Origin of the sequence: Mariniradius saccharolyticus AK6 (assembly GCF_000330725.2) — a bacterium.
In the GTDB taxonomy this organism is placed as follows: domain Bacteria; phylum Bacteroidota; class Bacteroidia; order Cytophagales; family Cyclobacteriaceae; genus Mariniradius; species Mariniradius saccharolyticus.
On sequence record NZ_AMZY02000019.1, the window covers coordinates 87,993 to 104,905 of the forward strand.

The 16,913-nt window shown below is 47.8% G+C and carries 17 protein-coding genes; 5 read left to right on the plus strand and 12 right to left on the minus strand.

Going from position 1 to position 16,913, the window contains the following annotated elements:
* Window positions 1-32: 32 nt before the first annotated feature.
* The 6 genes from pth to C943_RS18045 all read right to left on the minus strand — a co-directional run bounded on the left by pth (window position 33) and on the right by C943_RS18045 (window position 4,580).
* Window positions 33-593, minus strand: a complete 561-nt coding sequence (gene pth / locus C943_RS18020) for an aminoacyl-tRNA hydrolase (RefSeq protein ID WP_008630750.1) — start codon at window positions 591-593, stop codon at window positions 33-35.
* An 84-nt stretch (window positions 594-677) separates the two neighbouring features.
* On the minus strand, window positions 678-1,247 hold the full coding sequence (locus C943_RS18025) for a 50S ribosomal protein L25/general stress protein Ctc (protein ID WP_008630752.1): 570 nt from the start codon (window positions 1,245-1,247) through the stop codon (window positions 678-680).
* A 36-nt stretch (window positions 1,248-1,283) separates the two neighbouring features.
* Window positions 1,284-2,210 (minus strand): ribose-phosphate pyrophosphokinase, encoded by a 927-nt coding sequence (locus C943_RS18030; RefSeq protein ID WP_008630754.1) that lies wholly within the window; start codon window positions 2,208-2,210, stop codon window positions 1,284-1,286.
* 104 nt (window positions 2,211-2,314) lie between these two features.
* Entirely contained in the window at window positions 2,315-3,031 is a 717-nt protein-coding gene (locus C943_RS18035; RefSeq protein WP_008630756.1) for a 2-phosphosulfolactate phosphatase, read from the minus strand.
* Window positions 3,032-3,063: 32 nt separating this feature from the next.
* Entirely contained in the window at window positions 3,064-4,158 is a 1,095-nt protein-coding gene (gene gcvT, locus C943_RS18040) for a glycine cleavage system aminomethyltransferase GcvT (protein WP_008630758.1), read from the minus strand.
* A 95-nt stretch (window positions 4,159-4,253) separates the two neighbouring features.
* Window positions 4,254-4,580 (minus strand): HesB/IscA family protein, encoded by a 327-nt coding sequence (locus C943_RS18045; RefSeq protein WP_008630760.1) that lies wholly within the window; start codon window positions 4,578-4,580, stop codon window positions 4,254-4,256.
* A 91-nt stretch (window positions 4,581-4,671) separates the two neighbouring features.
* Here C943_RS18045 and mce point away from each other — a divergent pair, with 91 nt between their 5' ends.
* From mce to thiL, 5 genes are all read left to right on the plus strand, one after another.
* Entirely contained in the window at window positions 4,672-5,076 is a 405-nt protein-coding gene (gene mce / locus C943_RS18050) for a methylmalonyl-CoA epimerase (RefSeq protein ID WP_008630761.1), read from the plus strand.
* A gap of 111 nt (window positions 5,077-5,187) precedes the next feature.
* The gene (locus C943_RS18055) at window positions 5,188-5,610 is read left to right on the plus strand and encodes a hypothetical protein (protein ID WP_040481245.1); all 423 of its coding nucleotides are present in this window, start codon (window positions 5,188-5,190) and stop codon (window positions 5,608-5,610) included.
* A gap of 331 nt (window positions 5,611-5,941) precedes the next feature.
* On the plus strand, window positions 5,942-6,394 hold the full coding sequence (locus C943_RS18060; RefSeq protein ID WP_040481247.1) for a hypothetical protein: 453 nt from the start codon (window positions 5,942-5,944) through the stop codon (window positions 6,392-6,394).
* A gap of 335 nt (window positions 6,395-6,729) precedes the next feature.
* The gene (locus C943_RS21580; RefSeq protein WP_281166958.1) at window positions 6,730-8,127 is read left to right on the plus strand and encodes an OmpH/Skp family outer membrane protein; all 1,398 of its coding nucleotides are present in this window, start codon (window positions 6,730-6,732) and stop codon (window positions 8,125-8,127) included.
* Between the two features lie 382 nt (window positions 8,128-8,509).
* Window positions 8,510-9,538, plus strand: coding sequence for a thiamine-phosphate kinase (thiL, locus tag C943_RS18070; RefSeq protein WP_040481249.1), 1,029 nt, complete (start codon window positions 8,510-8,512; stop codon window positions 9,536-9,538).
* A 28-nt stretch (window positions 9,539-9,566) separates the two neighbouring features.
* Here the strand turns inward: thiL and C943_RS18075 are convergent, their stop codons facing one another.
* The 6 genes from C943_RS18075 to C943_RS18100 form a co-directional block, all read right to left on the minus strand.
* On the minus strand, window positions 9,567-10,646 hold the full coding sequence (locus tag C943_RS18075; RefSeq protein ID WP_008630767.1) for a bile acid:sodium symporter family protein: 1,080 nt from the start codon (window positions 10,644-10,646) through the stop codon (window positions 9,567-9,569).
* Window positions 10,647-10,744: 98 nt separating this feature from the next.
* Window positions 10,745-12,229, minus strand: a complete 1,485-nt coding sequence (locus C943_RS18080; protein WP_008630770.1) for a mandelate racemase/muconate lactonizing enzyme family protein — start codon at window positions 12,227-12,229, stop codon at window positions 10,745-10,747.
* A gap of 57 nt (window positions 12,230-12,286) precedes the next feature.
* Entirely contained in the window at window positions 12,287-13,222 is a 936-nt protein-coding gene (locus tag C943_RS18085) for an RraA family protein (RefSeq protein WP_008630773.1), read from the minus strand.
* 71 nt (window positions 13,223-13,293) lie between these two features.
* Entirely contained in the window at window positions 13,294-14,574 is a 1,281-nt protein-coding gene (locus C943_RS18090) for a mandelate racemase/muconate lactonizing enzyme family protein (protein WP_008630776.1), read from the minus strand.
* A gap of 45 nt (window positions 14,575-14,619) precedes the next feature.
* On the minus strand, window positions 14,620-15,906 hold the full coding sequence (locus C943_RS18095) for a mandelate racemase/muconate lactonizing enzyme family protein (RefSeq protein ID WP_008630777.1): 1,287 nt from the start codon (window positions 15,904-15,906) through the stop codon (window positions 14,620-14,622).
* A 29-nt stretch (window positions 15,907-15,935) separates the two neighbouring features.
* Window positions 15,936-16,868, minus strand: a complete 933-nt coding sequence (locus tag C943_RS18100) for an RraA family protein (RefSeq protein WP_211208899.1) — start codon at window positions 16,866-16,868, stop codon at window positions 15,936-15,938.
* Window positions 16,869-16,913: the final 45 nt, after the last annotated feature.

Consider the following 16,913-nt stretch of genomic DNA (forward strand, 5'->3'; position numbering starts at 1 on the left):
AATAACCAATAACTGTCAACTACCAAGTCCCCTCACTCATTGAACTGCGTCATGGTCATATGGATGCCGATGGTGCAAAAGCTCAGGCACATATCGATGGCTTTGTCCATGAAAATCGGGAGTTCTTCAAATTCCTTCGCGGTAAATCGTCCCAGAACATACTCAACCTGCCGTCCTTTAGGGAAATCATCCCCAATCCCAAACCGCAAGCGTGGATAATCCTGGCCACCGAGCAGTTCTTCAATATTCTTCAGGCCATTGTGCCCGGCGGGTGAACCTTTGGCACGCATGCGCAGCTTTCCAAAAGGCAGTGCGACATCGTCCACAATCACCATGATGTTTTCCTTGGGAATTCCCAATTCCTTCATCCAATAATTAACCGCCTTCCCGCTGAGGTTCATGTACGTAGTGGGTTTGATCAAGTGAATCTGCCGGCCCTTGTGTTTGAATTCGGCGGTAAAGGCAAGGCGGTTGCTTTTCCACGCGGCGCCTTCCCGGTCTGCCAAGCGGTCCAGGGTGAGGAAGCCGATATTGTGCCGCGTCAGTTCGTATTCGGGGCCAATATTGCCAAGACCGACGATGAGGTATTTCATGGTGTAAGTTTCTGGTAAGGTGTGCAAAAATAAAGATTCCTGCCTTTTTGGGGCAGGAATCTAATTTTGGATTGGAAGAAGTTACTATTCTTTCTTGCCTCTCAATGCTCTTGGAATACCGATAGTCGCGATGGTCACGTTTGGACTTGTAAGGATTTCAAAGCCCTCAGCCTTTACATCACTTACTCTCACTGATTTGCCCAAGTCCAAATTTGAAATATCAGCTTGGATCTTATCGGGAAGGTTTGCTGCCAAACCTTTCACAGCCAGTCTTCTAGTTTTAAACTCCAGCTTTCCACCTTTCTGGACACCTGGTGCGGTACCTACGATTTCGACGGGGATTTCAAATTTGATTGGTTTATCGGGGCTGAAAGCAAGGAAATCCGCATGAAGCATCATTTCGCTTACTGGATGGAATTGGGTGTCTTTCAACACTGCCTTCATCTTTTCACCCTCGATATTGAGGTCTACGATGTGTACATCCGGTGTGTAAACGAGGTCTTTGAACAAAATTGCTGGAGTGTAGAAGTGGATTTGCTCTTTGATGGCCGGGCCATAGACTACGCAAGGCACGTTTCCTTCTTCACGGATTTGGTTCAAGTCCCCTTTTTCGAGATTTGCTCTTTTAAACCCTATAATCTCTACTGATTTCATAAAATTTGATTTAAGTGTATATAATTGATTGAAATTCTAAATGAACAAGGCACTGATGGAAGTATTTCCTGTCACTGCGTGGATTGCTTTTGCGAAAAGGTCCGCTACTGAAAGTACCCTGATTTTGGAGGAAGTCTGTCTCATTGGGATTGTGTCTGTGACGACAAGCTCCTTTAAGACTGAATTCTCTATATTCTCGTAGGCTTTTCCGGAGAGTACACCATGAGTGGCAATCGCTCTAACAGAGATTGCGCCTTTTTCCATCAGGATTTGGGCTGCTTTGCAAAGTGTCCCCGCCGTGTCGACCAAGTCATCGATCAAGATGACATCTTTGCCTTCCACGTCCCCGATTACCTGCATTGACGCTACCTCGTTGGCCCTTTTTCTGTGCTTGTCACAGACGACCATTTCTACTTCGAAATGCTTGGCGTAGGCCCTTGCCCGCGCGACTCCGCCCACATCCGGTGCAGCGAAAATCATGTTGTCAAGGTTGAGCCTTTCCAAATAGGGCACAAAAATAGCTGATCCGTTCAAATGATCCAAAGGTATGTCGAAAAATCCCTGGATTTGTCCCGCATGGAGGTCACAGGTCATGATCCTGTCAGCCCCTGCCGAAGTAAGCATATTGGCAATCAACTTGGCCGCAATGGATACCCGCGGTCTGTCCTTTCTGTCTTGCCGCGCATATCCATAATACGGGATTACGGCACATACCTTATAGGCACTGGCCCTTTTGGCCGCATCGATCATCAGGCAAAGTTCGAGGAGATTGTCCGCGGTCGGGTTGGTGGATTGGATCAAAAAGACCGTACATCCCCTGACAGATTCATTGAAGCTTGGGGAAAGTTCGCCGTCGCTGAACTTGGACATCGTCAGGTCTCCAAGTCTTTTTCCATAATATTTGGCGATTTTCTCAGCAAGCTGAAGGCTATTGGTACCGGAAAAGAGTTTGACCTCTGACATATTTTGATGGCTGGTTTTCGGTTGCGAAGTATTTGTTTTGCGCTTGCAGCAAAGGTAGATAAAATTGATTGGTTTCAGTATTCGGCCAAATCGATTAAGGAATTTTATTTGGTTTTTTCGGCAATCAGTTCATCACCCTTTAGGATACCGATCAGATCGTACTGATTCAGCTGCAAACAAAAATCTATATCCGCTTCAATATTATGATTCTGAAGTCTTTTTGCGTGCGACGCCTGACCCAAGAATAGGTTGAGGCGATGCGCATTGTCTTGATAAAGGTTTTTCATCGCGAAAACCGTGTCACAATCGGTGTCAAACTGCGGGAAAAGCAAGGCCGCCAAAGCACCTGCATACAGGGAATCCTCCAAGTTGAACTTTCCCTTCCATCCTGCGCAGAGGATCAAGACATCCTCCGGAAGCCCGATCAAAAAATCAGCAGTCGCCCTCAGGTTGACGAATGCGCCGATAATCACCCTAGCTGCTTCGGCCTTCGTTTTCTCAATGGCAAGGGTGCCATTGGTGGTGGTCATAGCGATTTTCTTGCCCGCATAGGCACCATCCAAATAGGCAATCGGGGAATTCCCCAATTCAAAACCATCCGCGGTCAGCCCGTTGCGTTCGCCGGCGATCACGTAGCCCTCGGCGGCTTTGGCACGGCAGCTTTCCAAATCCATAAAGGGGGTGATCGAGGCCACGCCATTGGCCAAGGCGGCCATCATGGTCGAAGTGGCCCGGAAAATATCCACGATCACCACGTTTTTGCCTGATACTTCATACAAATGCAGCAGTTCAGGACTGACGCAGATTTCTACTTTTTTCATAGGAGAATGGAAATGGTCTTGGCTTCGGATGCTCACTTCTTGTAAAGTGGAAGTTTTTCGACCTTCGCGACCAGGTTTTTGTTCCGGACGGTAATCGCGATTTCGGTTCCTGGTTGGGCATATTCTGACCGGACGTAGCCAAGGCCTACGCCGACTCCCATGGTTGGGGAAATGGTGCCGGAAGTCACCTCACCGATGGCTTCACCCGCCGCATTGACGATAGGGTAGTGGGCACGTGGAATCCCTTTTTCCTGAAGGATAAAGCCCACCAGCTTTTTGGAAACACCCGCTTCTTTTTGTTTTTTCAGGTTTTCCGAGTTGATAAAATCCTTGGTAAACTTGGTGATCCAACCCAATCCGGCTTCCAAGGGCGACGTTTCGTCGTTGATATCGTTGCCGTAAAGGCAATAGCCCATCTCCAAGCGCAGGGTATCTCTTGCACCGAGGCCGATTGGCTTGATGCCATGGGACTTTCCTGCTTCAAAAATGGCTTTCCATACGCTTTCCGCATCCTCGTTTCTGACATAGATTTCAAAACCTCCCGCGCCGGTGTAGCCCGTGCCAGAGATGATCACATTTTTGGCCCCGGCAAAGTCGCCCACGGTGAAGTGGTAAAACTTGATTGCCGACAGATCCACCGCGGTCAGGGATTGCACCGCCTCGGCGGCTTTGGGCCCTTGTATCGCAAAAAGCGAGATTTCATCGGAGATGTTTTTCATGTCGGCACCCATGGTGTTGTGTTGCTTCACCCAGTTCCAGTCCTTTTCGATATTGGAAGCATTGACCACAAGCATGTATTTTTCATCTTCCAATTTGTAAACAATCAGGTCATCGACGATACCGCCTCGGTCGTTGGGAAAGCAGGAGTACTGCGCCTGTCCGATGACCAACTTGGACGCGTCGTTGGAAGTGACCTTTTGGATCAGGTCCAAGGCTTTTGGGCCGCTGATGATAAATTCCCCCATATGGGATACGTCAAAAACCCCAACCCCTTCGCGCACGGTTTGGTGCTCTTCGATGTCAGAACTGTACCTGACGGGCATATTGAATCCGGCAAATGGAACCATTTTGGCTCCCAAACTGACATGGAGGTCGTTGAGGGGGATGTTTTTGATGTTTTCTGTCATGACGAGGGTTTATTTTCTGGCGGCAAAGGTAACAAAAGGCCGCCAAGGTACTAACAAAAAAGCCGGCTGTTGGGCCGGCGATTAGATGGATTTTTTTAGACCGAGAAACTTTCCCCGCATCCGCAAGTGCGCGAGGCGTTGGGGTTGATGAATTGGAAGCCCTTGCCGTTGAGGCCATCGGAAAACTCCAAAACAGTCCCCGCCAGGTACAGCAGGCTTTTTCTGTCGACGATGATTTTGATGCCCTTGTCCTCAAACACGTGGTCCGTCTCCACTACTTTCGCATCGAATCCAAGGTCATACATCAGGCCCGAACAGCCGCCACCTTTGACAGAAACCCGGATGTTTTCGTCCGAGCTGCGTCCTTCCTCCTGCCTGAGCGTCAAAATCTGGTCTTTGGCTTTTTCTGAAACTGTGATCATATGGAAGTGAGTTTTATGCTTAATTTGGCAAGCAATGAGTGAACATGCTTGTTTTTGAAATGATTCAATACAAAGGTAAAAAATTATCAGGATGAGAAAAATCGAGCATTTGGGTATCGCCGTCCGTGACCTCAAAGCAGCCAACGAGTTGTTTGCAAAACTGCTCGGAAAGGCACATTACAAGGAGGAAGGCGTGGAAAGAGAGGGCGTGAGGACCAGTTTTTTCCAAGTCGGGGAGACCAAGGTCGAATTGTTGGAAGCGACGCGGCCGGACAGCCCGATCGCGAAGTTTCTCGACAAGCGGGGCGAGGGCATCCACCACATCGCCTTTGACGTCGCCGATATCTATGCGGAGATGGAGCGGCTGAAAGGCGAGGGCTTCGAAATCCTGCATGAGACCCCCAAAAAGGGCGCCGACAACAAACTGATCGTATTTCTCCATCCCCGCAGCACCAACGGCGTCTTGGTGGAACTTTGCCAGGAGATTGGAGGGTAGGGGTAGTTGGGATTAACTTACGGCAGCCGTAACACGCATTCGGAATGAAATCATGATGAAAAGTGGCGGTTGTAAAATCTTGTTGAAAATTCTATCTAGAAGGAAAACAATATGATGATTGAAAAAGTACTCATCTCCTTTTTGTTTTTGGTGACCAATTTTACCGTGTATTCCTTAATGCAAGTCAGAGCCAAAAACTCATACAGATTGTTGTTTCTAGGATCTGTAATGATTGCCTTTTTTTTAATTCTGATCCAGACTGATGTTGTAGTTTTTCAAACCATGCCGATAAGCACTTTCAACGGATTGTTGTTTTTCTCACTTGCGTTGCCAATTTTCCGGGCACTTTCAAAAGTCCAATTACTCATTTTTGGGAAGAAAATTGATGAATCCTTTAAACCAGGTTATTCCAAAGTAAAACCTGCAATGGAATTTATGTTCTTCAAATTGATTTTTGCAATGGTTTTCGTTTATCAACTTTATGTTGTTTGGGATGAAGCGGCTTCATTTAGGAAGTCTTTAGAATTGCCGTAATTTGGCCCAGTCTGAGTGAAAACTGACGAATGCGCTAGGCGTATTCCGTTCGATATCTATACTAAAATCTTCTCCACCTGTGATTAGATTGGTGTGGCGGCTGGGCGTATCCCGATGCCAGTCGACGATGCAATTTCGCCTTTCTATTTCTATGAATTTGTAATTCACCTGCCCTTCAACTATACTCCGTTGTGGTATTTGGAAATCATTGCCAATTGCAAATAAGAAAGGATATCAGGGTGGGATTACATCCGCGAATATCCTGATCCAACCAGCAAACACGGCAGGTTTATTCAAAACCTAGCAGCGGATTTATCCGGTTTGAAACGGCATGAGAAAAGTTATAGCGATTTATCAGATTTTTTCCGGCGTGGTGGGGGCGTTGATGGCTGTTGGATCAATCATTGATCTCTTTCAAGGTTTTAACCTAAAGGCTTTTTCTTTTCTAGCTGTGATGCTATCAATTTCGATTTTTTTGGTTTATTGCGGCCTGAGATTGTTCTTATTTCAATCAAGTCAAATTTTTAAATTAAACTTTTTGAGTCAGGCAATCCAAATCGTTTCATTTTCCGTAGGAGGATTCCATTTTATGTTTTTTTTCGGGCTACCTGTATATTGTAGTTTGGAATCATCGGAAGGAGTTGAGTTGAAGTTTGGTGCTGGACTCTCTAAGTTTGCAATTTCAACAGGGGCAGACCCCGATTTTTTTTCCATATCTATCAATTTGGTCGCTGTCGTACTAGCCTTATGGTTTTGGGAGAAATGGAAGCAAGAGGAGGTTTGAATCAGATTCGTCACCTTAGCGTGGAATGGCGTAGGCGTTACGCTTTGTTCGTGAATACGCATTTCTATCACAATGAATTTGTAATTCATTTTGCAGGAAATTATCTTTCAATTAGGGATTCGCTGATTGGACGCCGGCAGTTTTAATTGATCGAAAGCGCAAATGGTAAGCATCAATTACCAATGGTTTTCGGTTCTTTCCAGGCGCCACCCCCGGTCTTTCTTAGCCTTTGGTAGCGTTTTCCTCCCTATGTTGAACACAAATATATAGCTATGCGAAAATTTAATTCCTTAGGAATCCTCAGTTTCATTTTGCTTTGCTGCTACCAGCCCGCGATGGCACAGCGATCAGCTTTTTTGAATTTTGGAAATTTAATTGCAGCCATGCCAGAGACCAAAATGGCCGATGCAGAGCTGGAAGCCTACCGAAAACAATTGGTGGCAACGGGGGAAAAAATGATGGTAGAGATTAATGAAGCCTACCACACATTGTTGAATGATGTTCAAGCTGGGATAATACCTCCGAATCAACAACAGCAAAGACAGGAAGAACTGCAACAACAACAACAGCAGCAAATATCCAATTATGAAAAGGAAATAAGTCAAAAGGTTGAGCTTAAGCGGGAGGAATTGTTGAAACCTATTCAAGAAAGGATTGAAAATGCAGTTCGTGACGTTGCGAGGGAAAAACGTGTCGCGTGCGTTTTTGACACTTCGGTGTTTAACGCAGTATTGTATGCAGATAAATCTTTTGATATGGAGCCATTGGTACGTGCCCGTTTGGGATTGCCTGGTTCTGGGGGCAATTCTCTGATTGACGGTACTGCTTCAATCGTTTTTGTCAATTCAACAGAAATATTGTCCAGGCTGCCTCTAATAAAGCAAGCTGATAGTCAATTGCAAACGTTCCAGACACAGCTTCAACAAAAAGGGGAAAGTATGGCGGCAGAGTTGGAACAGGAATACTTGAGTTTTCTTCAAAGGGTCGAACGGGGAGAGTTGAGCTCCGAACAACAGTATTTGGAAAAAGCAAAAATCGAGGCAAAGCAATCCAGACTAGGGGAGTTTGAGCAGGACAGGGTTAAGCAAATTGCGGACAAGCGCACGGAATTGCTGCAGCCCATATATAACCAGGTCAATGCAGCGATAGCTGCCGCAGCAAAAAAGACAAACATCCAGATGGTTTTTGAAAGATCGATATTGCTTTATTTTGACGAAAGTGTGGATTTGTCTGATTTGGTCGGCGAGCAGCTTGGTTTACCCGCCTCCCGTGTGGGCACTTTTCGCGGAGGTGCAAGCGCTTATGGCGCTGTCAATCCAACAGCGATTTTGGCCAGTATGCCCGATGTGGAGCAGGCCGATTTCCAAATTAATGTATTGGTTAAGGAGTTACAAAAACGGGGGCAAGACATGGTGGACCAGTTTCAACAGGATTACCGCGCCGTCATGCAGAAGGTAGAACGGGGCGAGTTGAGTCCCGCCAAACAGGAGGAGGAATCTGCTCGGTTGGATGCAAAACAATCGGAAATCATAAGTTTTGAGCAGCAAATGACAAATCAACTACAGGATGCCCGCAATAAATTGTATGAGCCTATATTCAAGCGGGTCAATGAGGCGGTGGCCAACGTCGCAAAGGAACAGAATCTGTCAATGGTTTTCGAAATGGGAGCACTTTTATATAGCGACCCAGCATTGGATATTTCTGCCTTGGTGAAAAGAAAACTTGGGATCTGAGTATGCAAATTGTTCAAGCCACAGAGAAATCCGAACATTGCAAATCTACAATCAATGTGTAATTAGATGCTTTCGGTGTTCGTATAAACAAATGGAAACTCAGGCAACCAACTCAGAATTCAGCTACCCAAGTAGATGCCTGGTAGACGTTTCGTTCACTTTTCGACAAAAACCTGGAAATCGAAGCATTTCTCGAAGATTGTCTATCGCTATTTATTTTCTAGTTGCTGGGTTTTGCAATGCTTTCTCGGGAAAGATAATTGCCCAAGATGGAGTCAACTTTGACGACAAGCCCTTTTGATTTCCACCCATTCAGATCCAGTGCCTCGTTTGGGAATTAGGCGTATCTTTGCGGTTCAATTTACTTGAAATCGAAAACCCAATGTCAAAGGACAGAACTGAAATAAGCGATATCGGCGAGTTTGGCCTGATTGATTTGTTGAACCAAAAGATTTCCATTAAGAATCCGTCCACTCTCAAAGGTATCGGAGACGACGCCGCTGTCATCGATGCGGGCGAGCATGTGAAGGTCCTGACGACAGACTTGCTCTTGGAAGGGGTGCATTTCGACCTGTCCTATGCGCCACTGCAGCATGTTGGATTCAAGGCCGTCGCTGTAAACGTATCGGATATCGCCGCGATGAATGCGATCCCAAAGCAAATCACGGTCAGCATCGCTTTGTCCAATCGGTTTTCGGTAGAGGCTGTCGAGGCTTTGTACAGCGGTATCAACGCCGCCGCCACACACTATGGCATCGACGTGGTAGGGGGGGATACCACCGCGTCCAGGTCGGGATTATTGATTTCGATCACGGCCATCGGGGAAGCCAAAAAGGAAGATATTGCTTATCGCTCGGGTGCAAAACTCAACGATATCATCTGTGTCACGGGAGATTTGGGAGGTGCGCTCGTGGGTCTTCAAATCCTCGAAAGGGAGAAGCAGGTTTATCTGGCCAATCCGGATATGAAACCCGAACTCGAGAAGTACAACTACGTGACCGCCCGCCAACTCAAACCCGATGCGCGGATGGATATCATCCACGAATTCAGGGATTTGGGTGTTGTGCCCACAAGTATGATTGATGTTTCAGATGGCTTGGCTTCGGAGCTTTTCCACATCGCGAAGGCATCCTCAGCGGGCATCACCATCTACGAGGACAAGCTTCCCATCGATAAGCAAACCTATGAGACGGCGGTAGAATTGGGCCTGGACCCCATTACCTGCGCGCTCAACGGGGGCGAGGATTACGAGTTGTTGTTCACTATCGACCAAAAGGACTTCGCAAAACTCGAAAAGCATCCCGATATCCACTTCATCGGCTATATCTCAAAACCCGAGGAGGGGAAAGTAATGGTTACCAAAAGCGGCACAGTGGTCAATCTCAAAGCACAGGGTTGGAAGCATTTTTAGAGATGGAGTAAGCAATCGTCAAGCAATGCTAATCCTTCGGCGGCTTGCGGTGCCAGTAGGATGCCAAGATGGATCCAGTGATATTCATAAACGGCCCAAAAACCGCTGAAGCCAAACCCACGGTTGCGATCTTGCCCATTTCCTTGGCGATTCCTGATGCCAATCCGGCGTTTTGCATACCGACTTCCAAAGCGATTGTTCTACAGTCACGCTCGTCCATCCGGAGCAGTTTGGCAGCCCAGTAGCCCAAGGTATAGCCTGCGAGGTTATGGAAAACCACCAGCAAAATCAGGATCGGTCCGATATTCAACAGGCTTTCCCTTCCAGCTGCCGTGATAATGGTAATGATCAATGCGATCCCGATCATGGACAGTAATGGCATGGCTGCATCGAGCCATTTGACTTTTCCACTGAGAAACTTATTGAATAAAAGACCTCCGCCAATTGGGATGATCACGATTTTGATGATATCCCAAACCATTTTCATGACATCCACTTCCACAAATTCCCCAGCCAAAAAGCCCATCAGCGCAGGTGTGAAAAAGGGCGCCAGGATCGTAGTGAATGCCGTGATGGTGATCGAAAGCGCCAGGTTGGCTTTTGCCAAGTAGCTCATTACGTTGGATGCCATCCCGCTCGGAGAACATCCGATGAGGATGATGCCCGCGGCGATTTCGGGTGGAAAGCCACTGAGTTTGGCCAAAGTGTATCCGATAAAAGGCATAATGGTAAACTGGAGCATGATCCCGATGATGACTCCTTTTGGCATTTTGACCACGCCGGCAAAATCACCTAGACTCATGGACGTCCCCATTCCAAACATGATGATCTGGAGGAGCGGCACAATGAGACCGCTGAGTTTGTAGTCTCCCACTTGTACGAAAACATCGGGATAAAACATGGCGGCAGTCACGCAGGCAAAGATCATTACGGTGTAGGTAAAGCCTTTCAACTTTTCGTGACCACGGAACATAATGCCAATTGCTATCAAAAAAAGGATCCAAAATGGACCCGAATCACTCACACTCTGAAACAGGCTCACGCCAAGGGAAATCAATAGGAAAATGGCCGCAAGAATAGTGGCACTTTTGATTACTGAATTTTTCAAGGATGCACAGTTTTATTTGGTAAACAATTCTAACAAAAATATCCGAAAACCGGGATTGCTCCCGGCTTTCGGAACCCACTATAACCCAATCAATCTGCTTAACTCCAAGTCCTGTCCCAGGAACGTCTCTCATCCCACTCTGTCGTTGGAGCAAAGTAGGTAGAGTCTGATTTGTGAAGGTGCTGCTTCACGACTTCATCATTCAATTCAATTCCAAGTCCAGGGGCCGTTAGGGGTACATTCGCATACCCTTGTTCGATCATTTTGCCTCCCCAAGTGGTCTTGACGAGGTCTTCCCACCAGGTGAGGTCCACGGAATGGTGTTCCAGGGAAAGGAAATTTTGTGTTGCCGCTGCGCAGTGCACGTTGGCCATGAAGGATACAGGCGTACCTGCCTGGTGCATGGCCATGGCTATTCCAAATTCTTCCGCGTAATCTCCGATCCGCTTTGTTTCCAGAAGACCACCGGAGCTTGCCAAGTCCGGATGGATGATATCCACTGCATGGTTGTGGATGATATCTTTGAAGTTTTCTAAAAGATAGATATCCTCTCCGGTCGTTGTCGGTGTCTCTAGTGCTTCGGTAATCGTCTTGTGTTGTTGCCAATATTGCCATGGCACCATATCCTCCAGCCATGCCAATCTGTACTTGTCCAGTGCTTTTCCTAGGCGGATACAGTTATTCATGTCGATGTGACCATAATGATCTGTGGAAATCGGAATATCATAGCCCACCATATTTCTAATGGCATCCACTCTTTTTGCCATTTCCTCGATGCCTTTTTCTGTAATCTGAACGCCAGTAAAGGGGTGCTTGGTGTTGGAGTAGGACATGTAGCCTCCCTGATAGGCATTCGACCCTTGTTTCATAATTTCAGGGTTCACGATGCAGCCAGGAATGTCGATGATATCGCGGATGGAGACATCCATTTTCAACCAAGTATAGCCTTGTGTTTTAGTTCGGTAGAGGATACGTTCTTTTTGTTCTTCCGGATTTTTGCCTTCGGGGGTGTCGGCGTATAGCCTCACCTTGTCGCGATATCTACCTCCCAGTAGTTGCCAAGCTGGTACGTTGTAGGCCTTTCCGCAGAGGTCCCAAAGCGCCATTTCCACGCCGCACACGCCACCTGCCTGTCTTCCTTGTCCTCCAAACTGCTTGATGATCTTGAAGATTCTCTCCACGTTGCATGGGTTTTCTCCCAGAATTCTGCTTTTCAGCATCAGGGCATACCTAGGATCTGCACCATCGCGAACCTCCCCAAGTCCATAAATGCCTTGGTTTGTGTCGATTCGGATGATAGCGGTCCTTCCCAAAACGGTTGTGACACAGTATCTTAAATCTGTGATTTTCAGGTCGCTGGGTGCCGAGAATTTATTCACCTTTGAGGTGGTTTCGGCCATGGTATCTTCCATGCCAAGCCCCATCAGCGCAGAAATGCTCAGCCCGCCCAGGGCAGTCTTTTTGAGGAAATCCCTTCTATCCGACCGTGTACTTGGACTCTCTGTCTCCTGTTTTCTTTGGAGTGCATAGTTCTTTTCAGTTTCCTTGGTTTCTGCAATGATGTTTTGAAGAACACTTTTCATAGTTGTTATCGTTAAGTTGAGTTTATTGAATTGAATTTATTTCCGCTCGGAATGGGGCTACCACGTCCTCTCCTTGAGGAATTTATCGAGTTCTTCCCGACTCATTGGCAGATCCTGTTTTTTATTTACCCAGTCGAGGAAATCCTTCACAATATCCTCGCTCCATTTGCTGTCGATCTGTCCCGCGCTGTATTTGCCTTCCTTGAGCCTTTGGATTCCAAATTGGTCGCGTAGCATGATAAACTCAGCGTTGATTACACAGTCAGCCAGCAAATGGGCGGGGATGAAGATCACACCAAACCTGTTTGCCAACACAGCATCACCGGGAAGAACCGTCGCCCGCCCAACCCGGATGGGATAATTGATCGTCGTGAGCATCATTTGCTGGATGAAAGATGGATCGTGCCCCTTGATCCAGCCATTGAAACCATCGATGGCGCTGAGGCCTTGCATATCCCGGACCGAACCGTAGAATATGACGCCACGCTTGGATTTGGCATAAATGGCATTGCCCAAGTTGTCTCCAATCAAGGTGCCATCGACGATTTTGCCATAGCCATCGGCGACATAGATATCACCTTCGACAAGTTTGTCAATAGGCCAGGAGTTGGTGCCGCCAGCCTGTACGCGTCCTTCGTTTTTGCCGATTTCCTTGACCAGCGTATTGAGATCATCCCGTAGAGGCATATACTGCGCGGTCAACGCACGGCCAGTCATGACCCGGTCGTCGTGGATGATAATCCAATCGTTTTCAAATTGGTTGTGGTATCCTTTTCCCCGCAAAAAGCCCCAAGCTTCCTCCATAGAGACTTTTTCAAGGCGTTTGAGCAAGTTGTCTGGGACTTTTGGCCGGCCGTCGGGAAATCGCTCCCCGGTCCATTGGGAAGTCAGCATTTTGACTTGGTCAGGAGTTGGGCTTATTTGTTGGGCATGTCCTGTGGAAAACATCCAAAGGAATAGCGCCGCTGCCAACATGTAGGTGTGTTTTTTCATATCGGTTATTTTAGGTTAGTTTAAATTGAGTTTGGTACGTACATCGAATAGATGATTGATCAATTCGGAGTTTATTCGAAAAAAGGAATATCCTTTACCGCCCATTTTCTCATGCCCTCTTCATTGATTTCGACGCCAATTCCAGGTTTTTCCGAAAGCGTAATGAAGCTCTTTTCGGTCCTTGGGCCATCGTACGTGACAATGTCCTGCCAAAGTGGGTCCGTGTCCATGTAGATCTGCCATTCCATAATCTGGAAGTTTGGAACGGAGGCGCATACATGGCATGCGGCCATCGCACCGAGAAAGGAGGCGACCATGTGTGGCGAGAATGGGACGTAGTATAGATTCGCGAGGTTGGCGATTCTCTGGGCTTCGCCAAGACCACCGGCCTTTTGGATATCAGGCATGATGATGTCCACAGCCGATTCTGACAGCAGCCGGGTAAATCCGTAAGCCAGATAGATATTTTCTCCGGTGCAGATAGGCGTGCTGGTTTGGGAGGTGATGGATTTGTACACTTCTGGATTGTCTGCCGGAATGGGTTCCTCCAGCCACATTAGATTCAGGTCCTCGTACATTTTTGCCATCTTCAGGCCTGTAACCGCATCGTATCGGCCGTGCATGTCTACGCAGATGTCAATATTTGGACCTACAGCTTCGCGGACTGCCGCAATCGCGTTGTACATCCGATCAATCTCCATGGGGTTTGCCGTCCAGTTGAAGCGGTCGTACTTATTGGGGTCGCGTCCATCGTCCACGTCAAACTTGACAGCATTATAGCCTTTGGAAACCGCATTCTTCGCTGCTGCGGCATAATCTGCTGGGGTTGGATTTGTGGAAGTGTACAAGGCAGTATCGCAGTAAACGCGGATTTTGTCGCGGAATTTCCCCCCTAAAAGCTGATAAACCGGAACGCCAAAAACCTTTCCAGTAATGTCCCAAAGAGCGGTCTCAATAGCCGTCAAAACAGCGACAAAAACACCGGACTGTGCCCCGCCGAAGAAAGCACCTTTCCGAAGCTGTTCGGCAAGGCGATTGGGATTGAGTGGGCTTTGGCCTTTGATAAAATTACCGAGCCTCTGGACCAGAAAGTATGTGCCGTGGATCGCATCCACTGCTTCCCCACAACCCCAAACGTCTTGGTTGGTATATATTTTGACATATAGCGCGCCACGCACATATCCGCATTTGACATCCGTGATTTTCAGGTCCGATGGGTTGGAGTAGGGGTTTTGCCTGTCTACCGCGGCTTGTAGGCCCTGCCCCAAATTGCTGAAGAGTGCGGTGCCTGCGAGACCGGCGGCCAATCCTTTTTGGAAGAAGGACCTTCTGCTGTTTTTGCTTTTTTCCATGTTTAGAATTTTTACTTAATCAAATCTTTAACTCGATCCATTTCATCAAAAGAATGGAACGTTCGCTACGGCGTATTTTTTGATCGCTTCTTCATTTGGAGTCACGCCGACGCCCGGCCGGTCCGTGAGATGGATGTAGCCGTCTTTGATCAACGGTGCTTCCAAAATGAGTTCGTCCCACTGCTTCCATTTGCTGAACCAGTGCCATTCCAAGCAAAGGAAGTTGGAGATTGCAGCGCAGCAATGGCAAGCCGCCATCGCCCCAAATGGCGAAGCGACCATATGGGGAGCCACGGGGACATAGTAGAGATTTGCAAGGTTTGCAATCCGCTGACCTTCGCCGATGCCGCCACATTTGTGAAGGTCTGGCATGACGATATCCGCCGCCTTTTTCTCCAGGATTTTCCTGAAGTCATGTGCCAAATATTGGTTCTCGCCCGTGCAAATCGGAGTAGTCGTCTGGCTTGTGATTTCCCTCAGACTATCGAGATTCTCCGCCGGCACTGGTTCTTCGAGAAACATCAGTTTGAACTGTTCCATCTCTTTGGCAATCTGGATTCCAGAGGGCAAGTCATACCTGCCGTGTGCGTCAAGGCACAAATCCATATTCATACCGATCGCTTCCCTGACGGCAGTGATCTGCTTGACCATCCTGTCGATCTCTCCATTGGAAGCTGTGCGATTGAATTCGTCCTGTTTTGCAGGATCTTCCGCCCAATCGATGTCAAATTTCACTGCTGAAAATCCAGCTTTCTTTACTTCCAAAGCACCTGCTGCCATATCTTCTGGACTTTCCGATGCACTTGCGCCATCGCAATACAGCCTGATTTTGTCCCGGAACTTTCCGCCCATAAGGCGGTAAACAGGCAGGTTCATGGCTTTCCCTGCCAAGTCCCAAAGTGCGATTTCGATTCCTGTGAGAACAGCGACGTACATGCCGCCTTGGGCACCGCTGAAGTGCCCCCGTCTCAGGATTTGTTCTACAATCTTGTTGATTTCCAAGGGGTTTTGTCCGATGAGGAATTGGGTCATGTTGTCCCATCCTTCTGTACCCGTAGCCACGCCCCAAGTACCCCTAACGGCATCCATTGCCTCACCGTAGCCGGTTATTCCTTGGTTGGTCGTCAGTTTGACAAACATATGGGTGCCGTGACCTTTCATAAACGCAGTCTTGACACCCGTTATCTTTAGATCCGACGGGTTTGAATATTTCGGCCCACGATCTACCGCAGCGATCAATTCATTTCCGAAACCAGGAACCAAACCCGCGGTCGCAATGCCAGCCAAGAGGCTTTTCTGAAAAAAGGAACGTCTGTTTTTGTCGGTTTTCATGATGAGGTAGGTTTATCGTCCAGGCTTTTTTACCAGGTCCTTTTTTTCAGGATTTCTTGGATTTGTTCTCTTGGGACCGGAAGCTCGTCGATATGGTCATTCAGCCATTTGGAAAAATCCCGCTCGATTTCTTCGGACCACCGTGTGTCGATCTGTCCTGCCGTGTAGACACCGGCACGAAGCCGTTCGTGACCAAACATGTCCCTCAGTCGAACGATTTCGGAAGTGATCACGACCTGTTCGGCCAAATGGGCAGGAATGAATGTCACAGCTCCATCTCGACCCAAAACCACGTCACCTGCCATTACGGTTACCTGTCGAATTCTCGTAGGCTTGTTGATGCCGATGAGCATTGTGTTCAGATCGCCGGGCTGGTTGTGGTGGGAGGGGTGGTAGGAGTTGAAATAGGAAGTGAAGCCACCTATTTCTCTCAATCCGGCGATGTCACGAATCGCGCCGTCGTAGACGATGCCATTGCCGGACTTGGCATAAATGGCATTTCCGACATTGTCGCCGATGGTGGGACCGCCATTATGGATACCAAATTGATCCACGACATAGACGTCACCTTTGACGAGGAGGTCAACTGGCCAGGAGTTTTGGCCTTTTTTGCCTTCCGCTTTGCCTCGAGCATCGATGGCGTCATGGATATCAGGTCTTCCTGGCATGAATGTGGCCGTCACGGCCCGTCCGATGAGGATACTATCCGGATTGATGGTCTGCCACCCGTCGGCATATTGATATTTGTAACCTGCGTTTTTCATCACTGCCCAGGCTTCGTCGTGCGTCACCAAACGCATCCTTTTGAGGATATCGTCCGGGACTTTTGGACGGCCATCGTCAAATCTTTCGCCTTTCCAAAGTGGCGTAAGAAAGAGCATTTCTTCCTTGGAGATTTGCTGGGCGCTGACAAAAGATGGTACCAAAAGGGAAATAACTACCACCACTATGAAATTTTTCATTGTTTTCATAGATGCAAAAGGGATGTAAGTGAATTTTTTGATTTG

Coding starts and splice junctions, on each gene's coding strand:
- pth (WP_008630750.1), bottom strand. CDS start 593: ATGAAATACCTCATCGTCGGTCTTGGCAATATTGGCCCCGAATACGAA.
- C943_RS18025 (WP_008630752.1), bottom strand. CDS start 1,247: ATGAAATCAGTAGAGATTATAGGGTTTAAAAGAGCAAATCTCGAAAAA.
- C943_RS18030 (WP_008630754.1), bottom strand. CDS start 2,210: ATGTCAGAGGTCAAACTCTTTTCCGGTACCAATAGCCTTCAGCTTGCT.
- C943_RS18035 (WP_008630756.1), bottom strand. CDS start 3,031: ATGAAAAAAGTAGAAATCTGCGTCAGTCCTGAACTGCTGCATTTGTAT.
- gcvT (WP_008630758.1), bottom strand. CDS start 4,158: ATGACAGAAAACATCAAAAACATCCCCCTCAACGACCTCCATGTCAGT.
- C943_RS18045 (WP_008630760.1), bottom strand. CDS start 4,580: ATGATCACAGTTTCAGAAAAAGCCAAAGACCAGATTTTGACGCTCAGG.
- mce (WP_008630761.1), top strand. CDS start 4,672: ATGAGAAAAATCGAGCATTTGGGTATCGCCGTCCGTGACCTCAAAGCA.
- C943_RS18055 (WP_040481245.1), top strand. CDS start 5,188: ATGATGATTGAAAAAGTACTCATCTCCTTTTTGTTTTTGGTGACCAAT.
- C943_RS18060 (WP_040481247.1), top strand. CDS start 5,942: ATGAGAAAAGTTATAGCGATTTATCAGATTTTTTCCGGCGTGGTGGGG.
- C943_RS21580 (WP_281166958.1), top strand. CDS start 6,730: ATGGCACAGCGATCAGCTTTTTTGAATTTTGGAAATTTAATTGCAGCC.
- thiL (WP_040481249.1), top strand. CDS start 8,510: ATGTCAAAGGACAGAACTGAAATAAGCGATATCGGCGAGTTTGGCCTG.
- C943_RS18080 (WP_008630770.1), bottom strand. CDS start 12,229: ATGAAAAGTGTTCTTCAAAACATCATTGCAGAAACCAAGGAAACTGAA.
- C943_RS18085 (WP_008630773.1), bottom strand. CDS start 13,222: ATGAAAAAACACACCTACATGTTGGCAGCGGCGCTATTCCTTTGGATG.
- C943_RS18090 (WP_008630776.1), bottom strand. CDS start 14,574: ATGGAAAAAAGCAAAAACAGCAGAAGGTCCTTCTTCCAAAAAGGATTG.
- C943_RS18095 (WP_008630777.1), bottom strand. CDS start 15,906: ATGAAAACCGACAAAAACAGACGTTCCTTTTTTCAGAAAAGCCTCTTG.
- C943_RS18100 (WP_211208899.1), bottom strand. CDS start 16,868: ATGAAAAATTTCATAGTGGTGGTAGTTATTTCCCTTTTGGTACCATCT.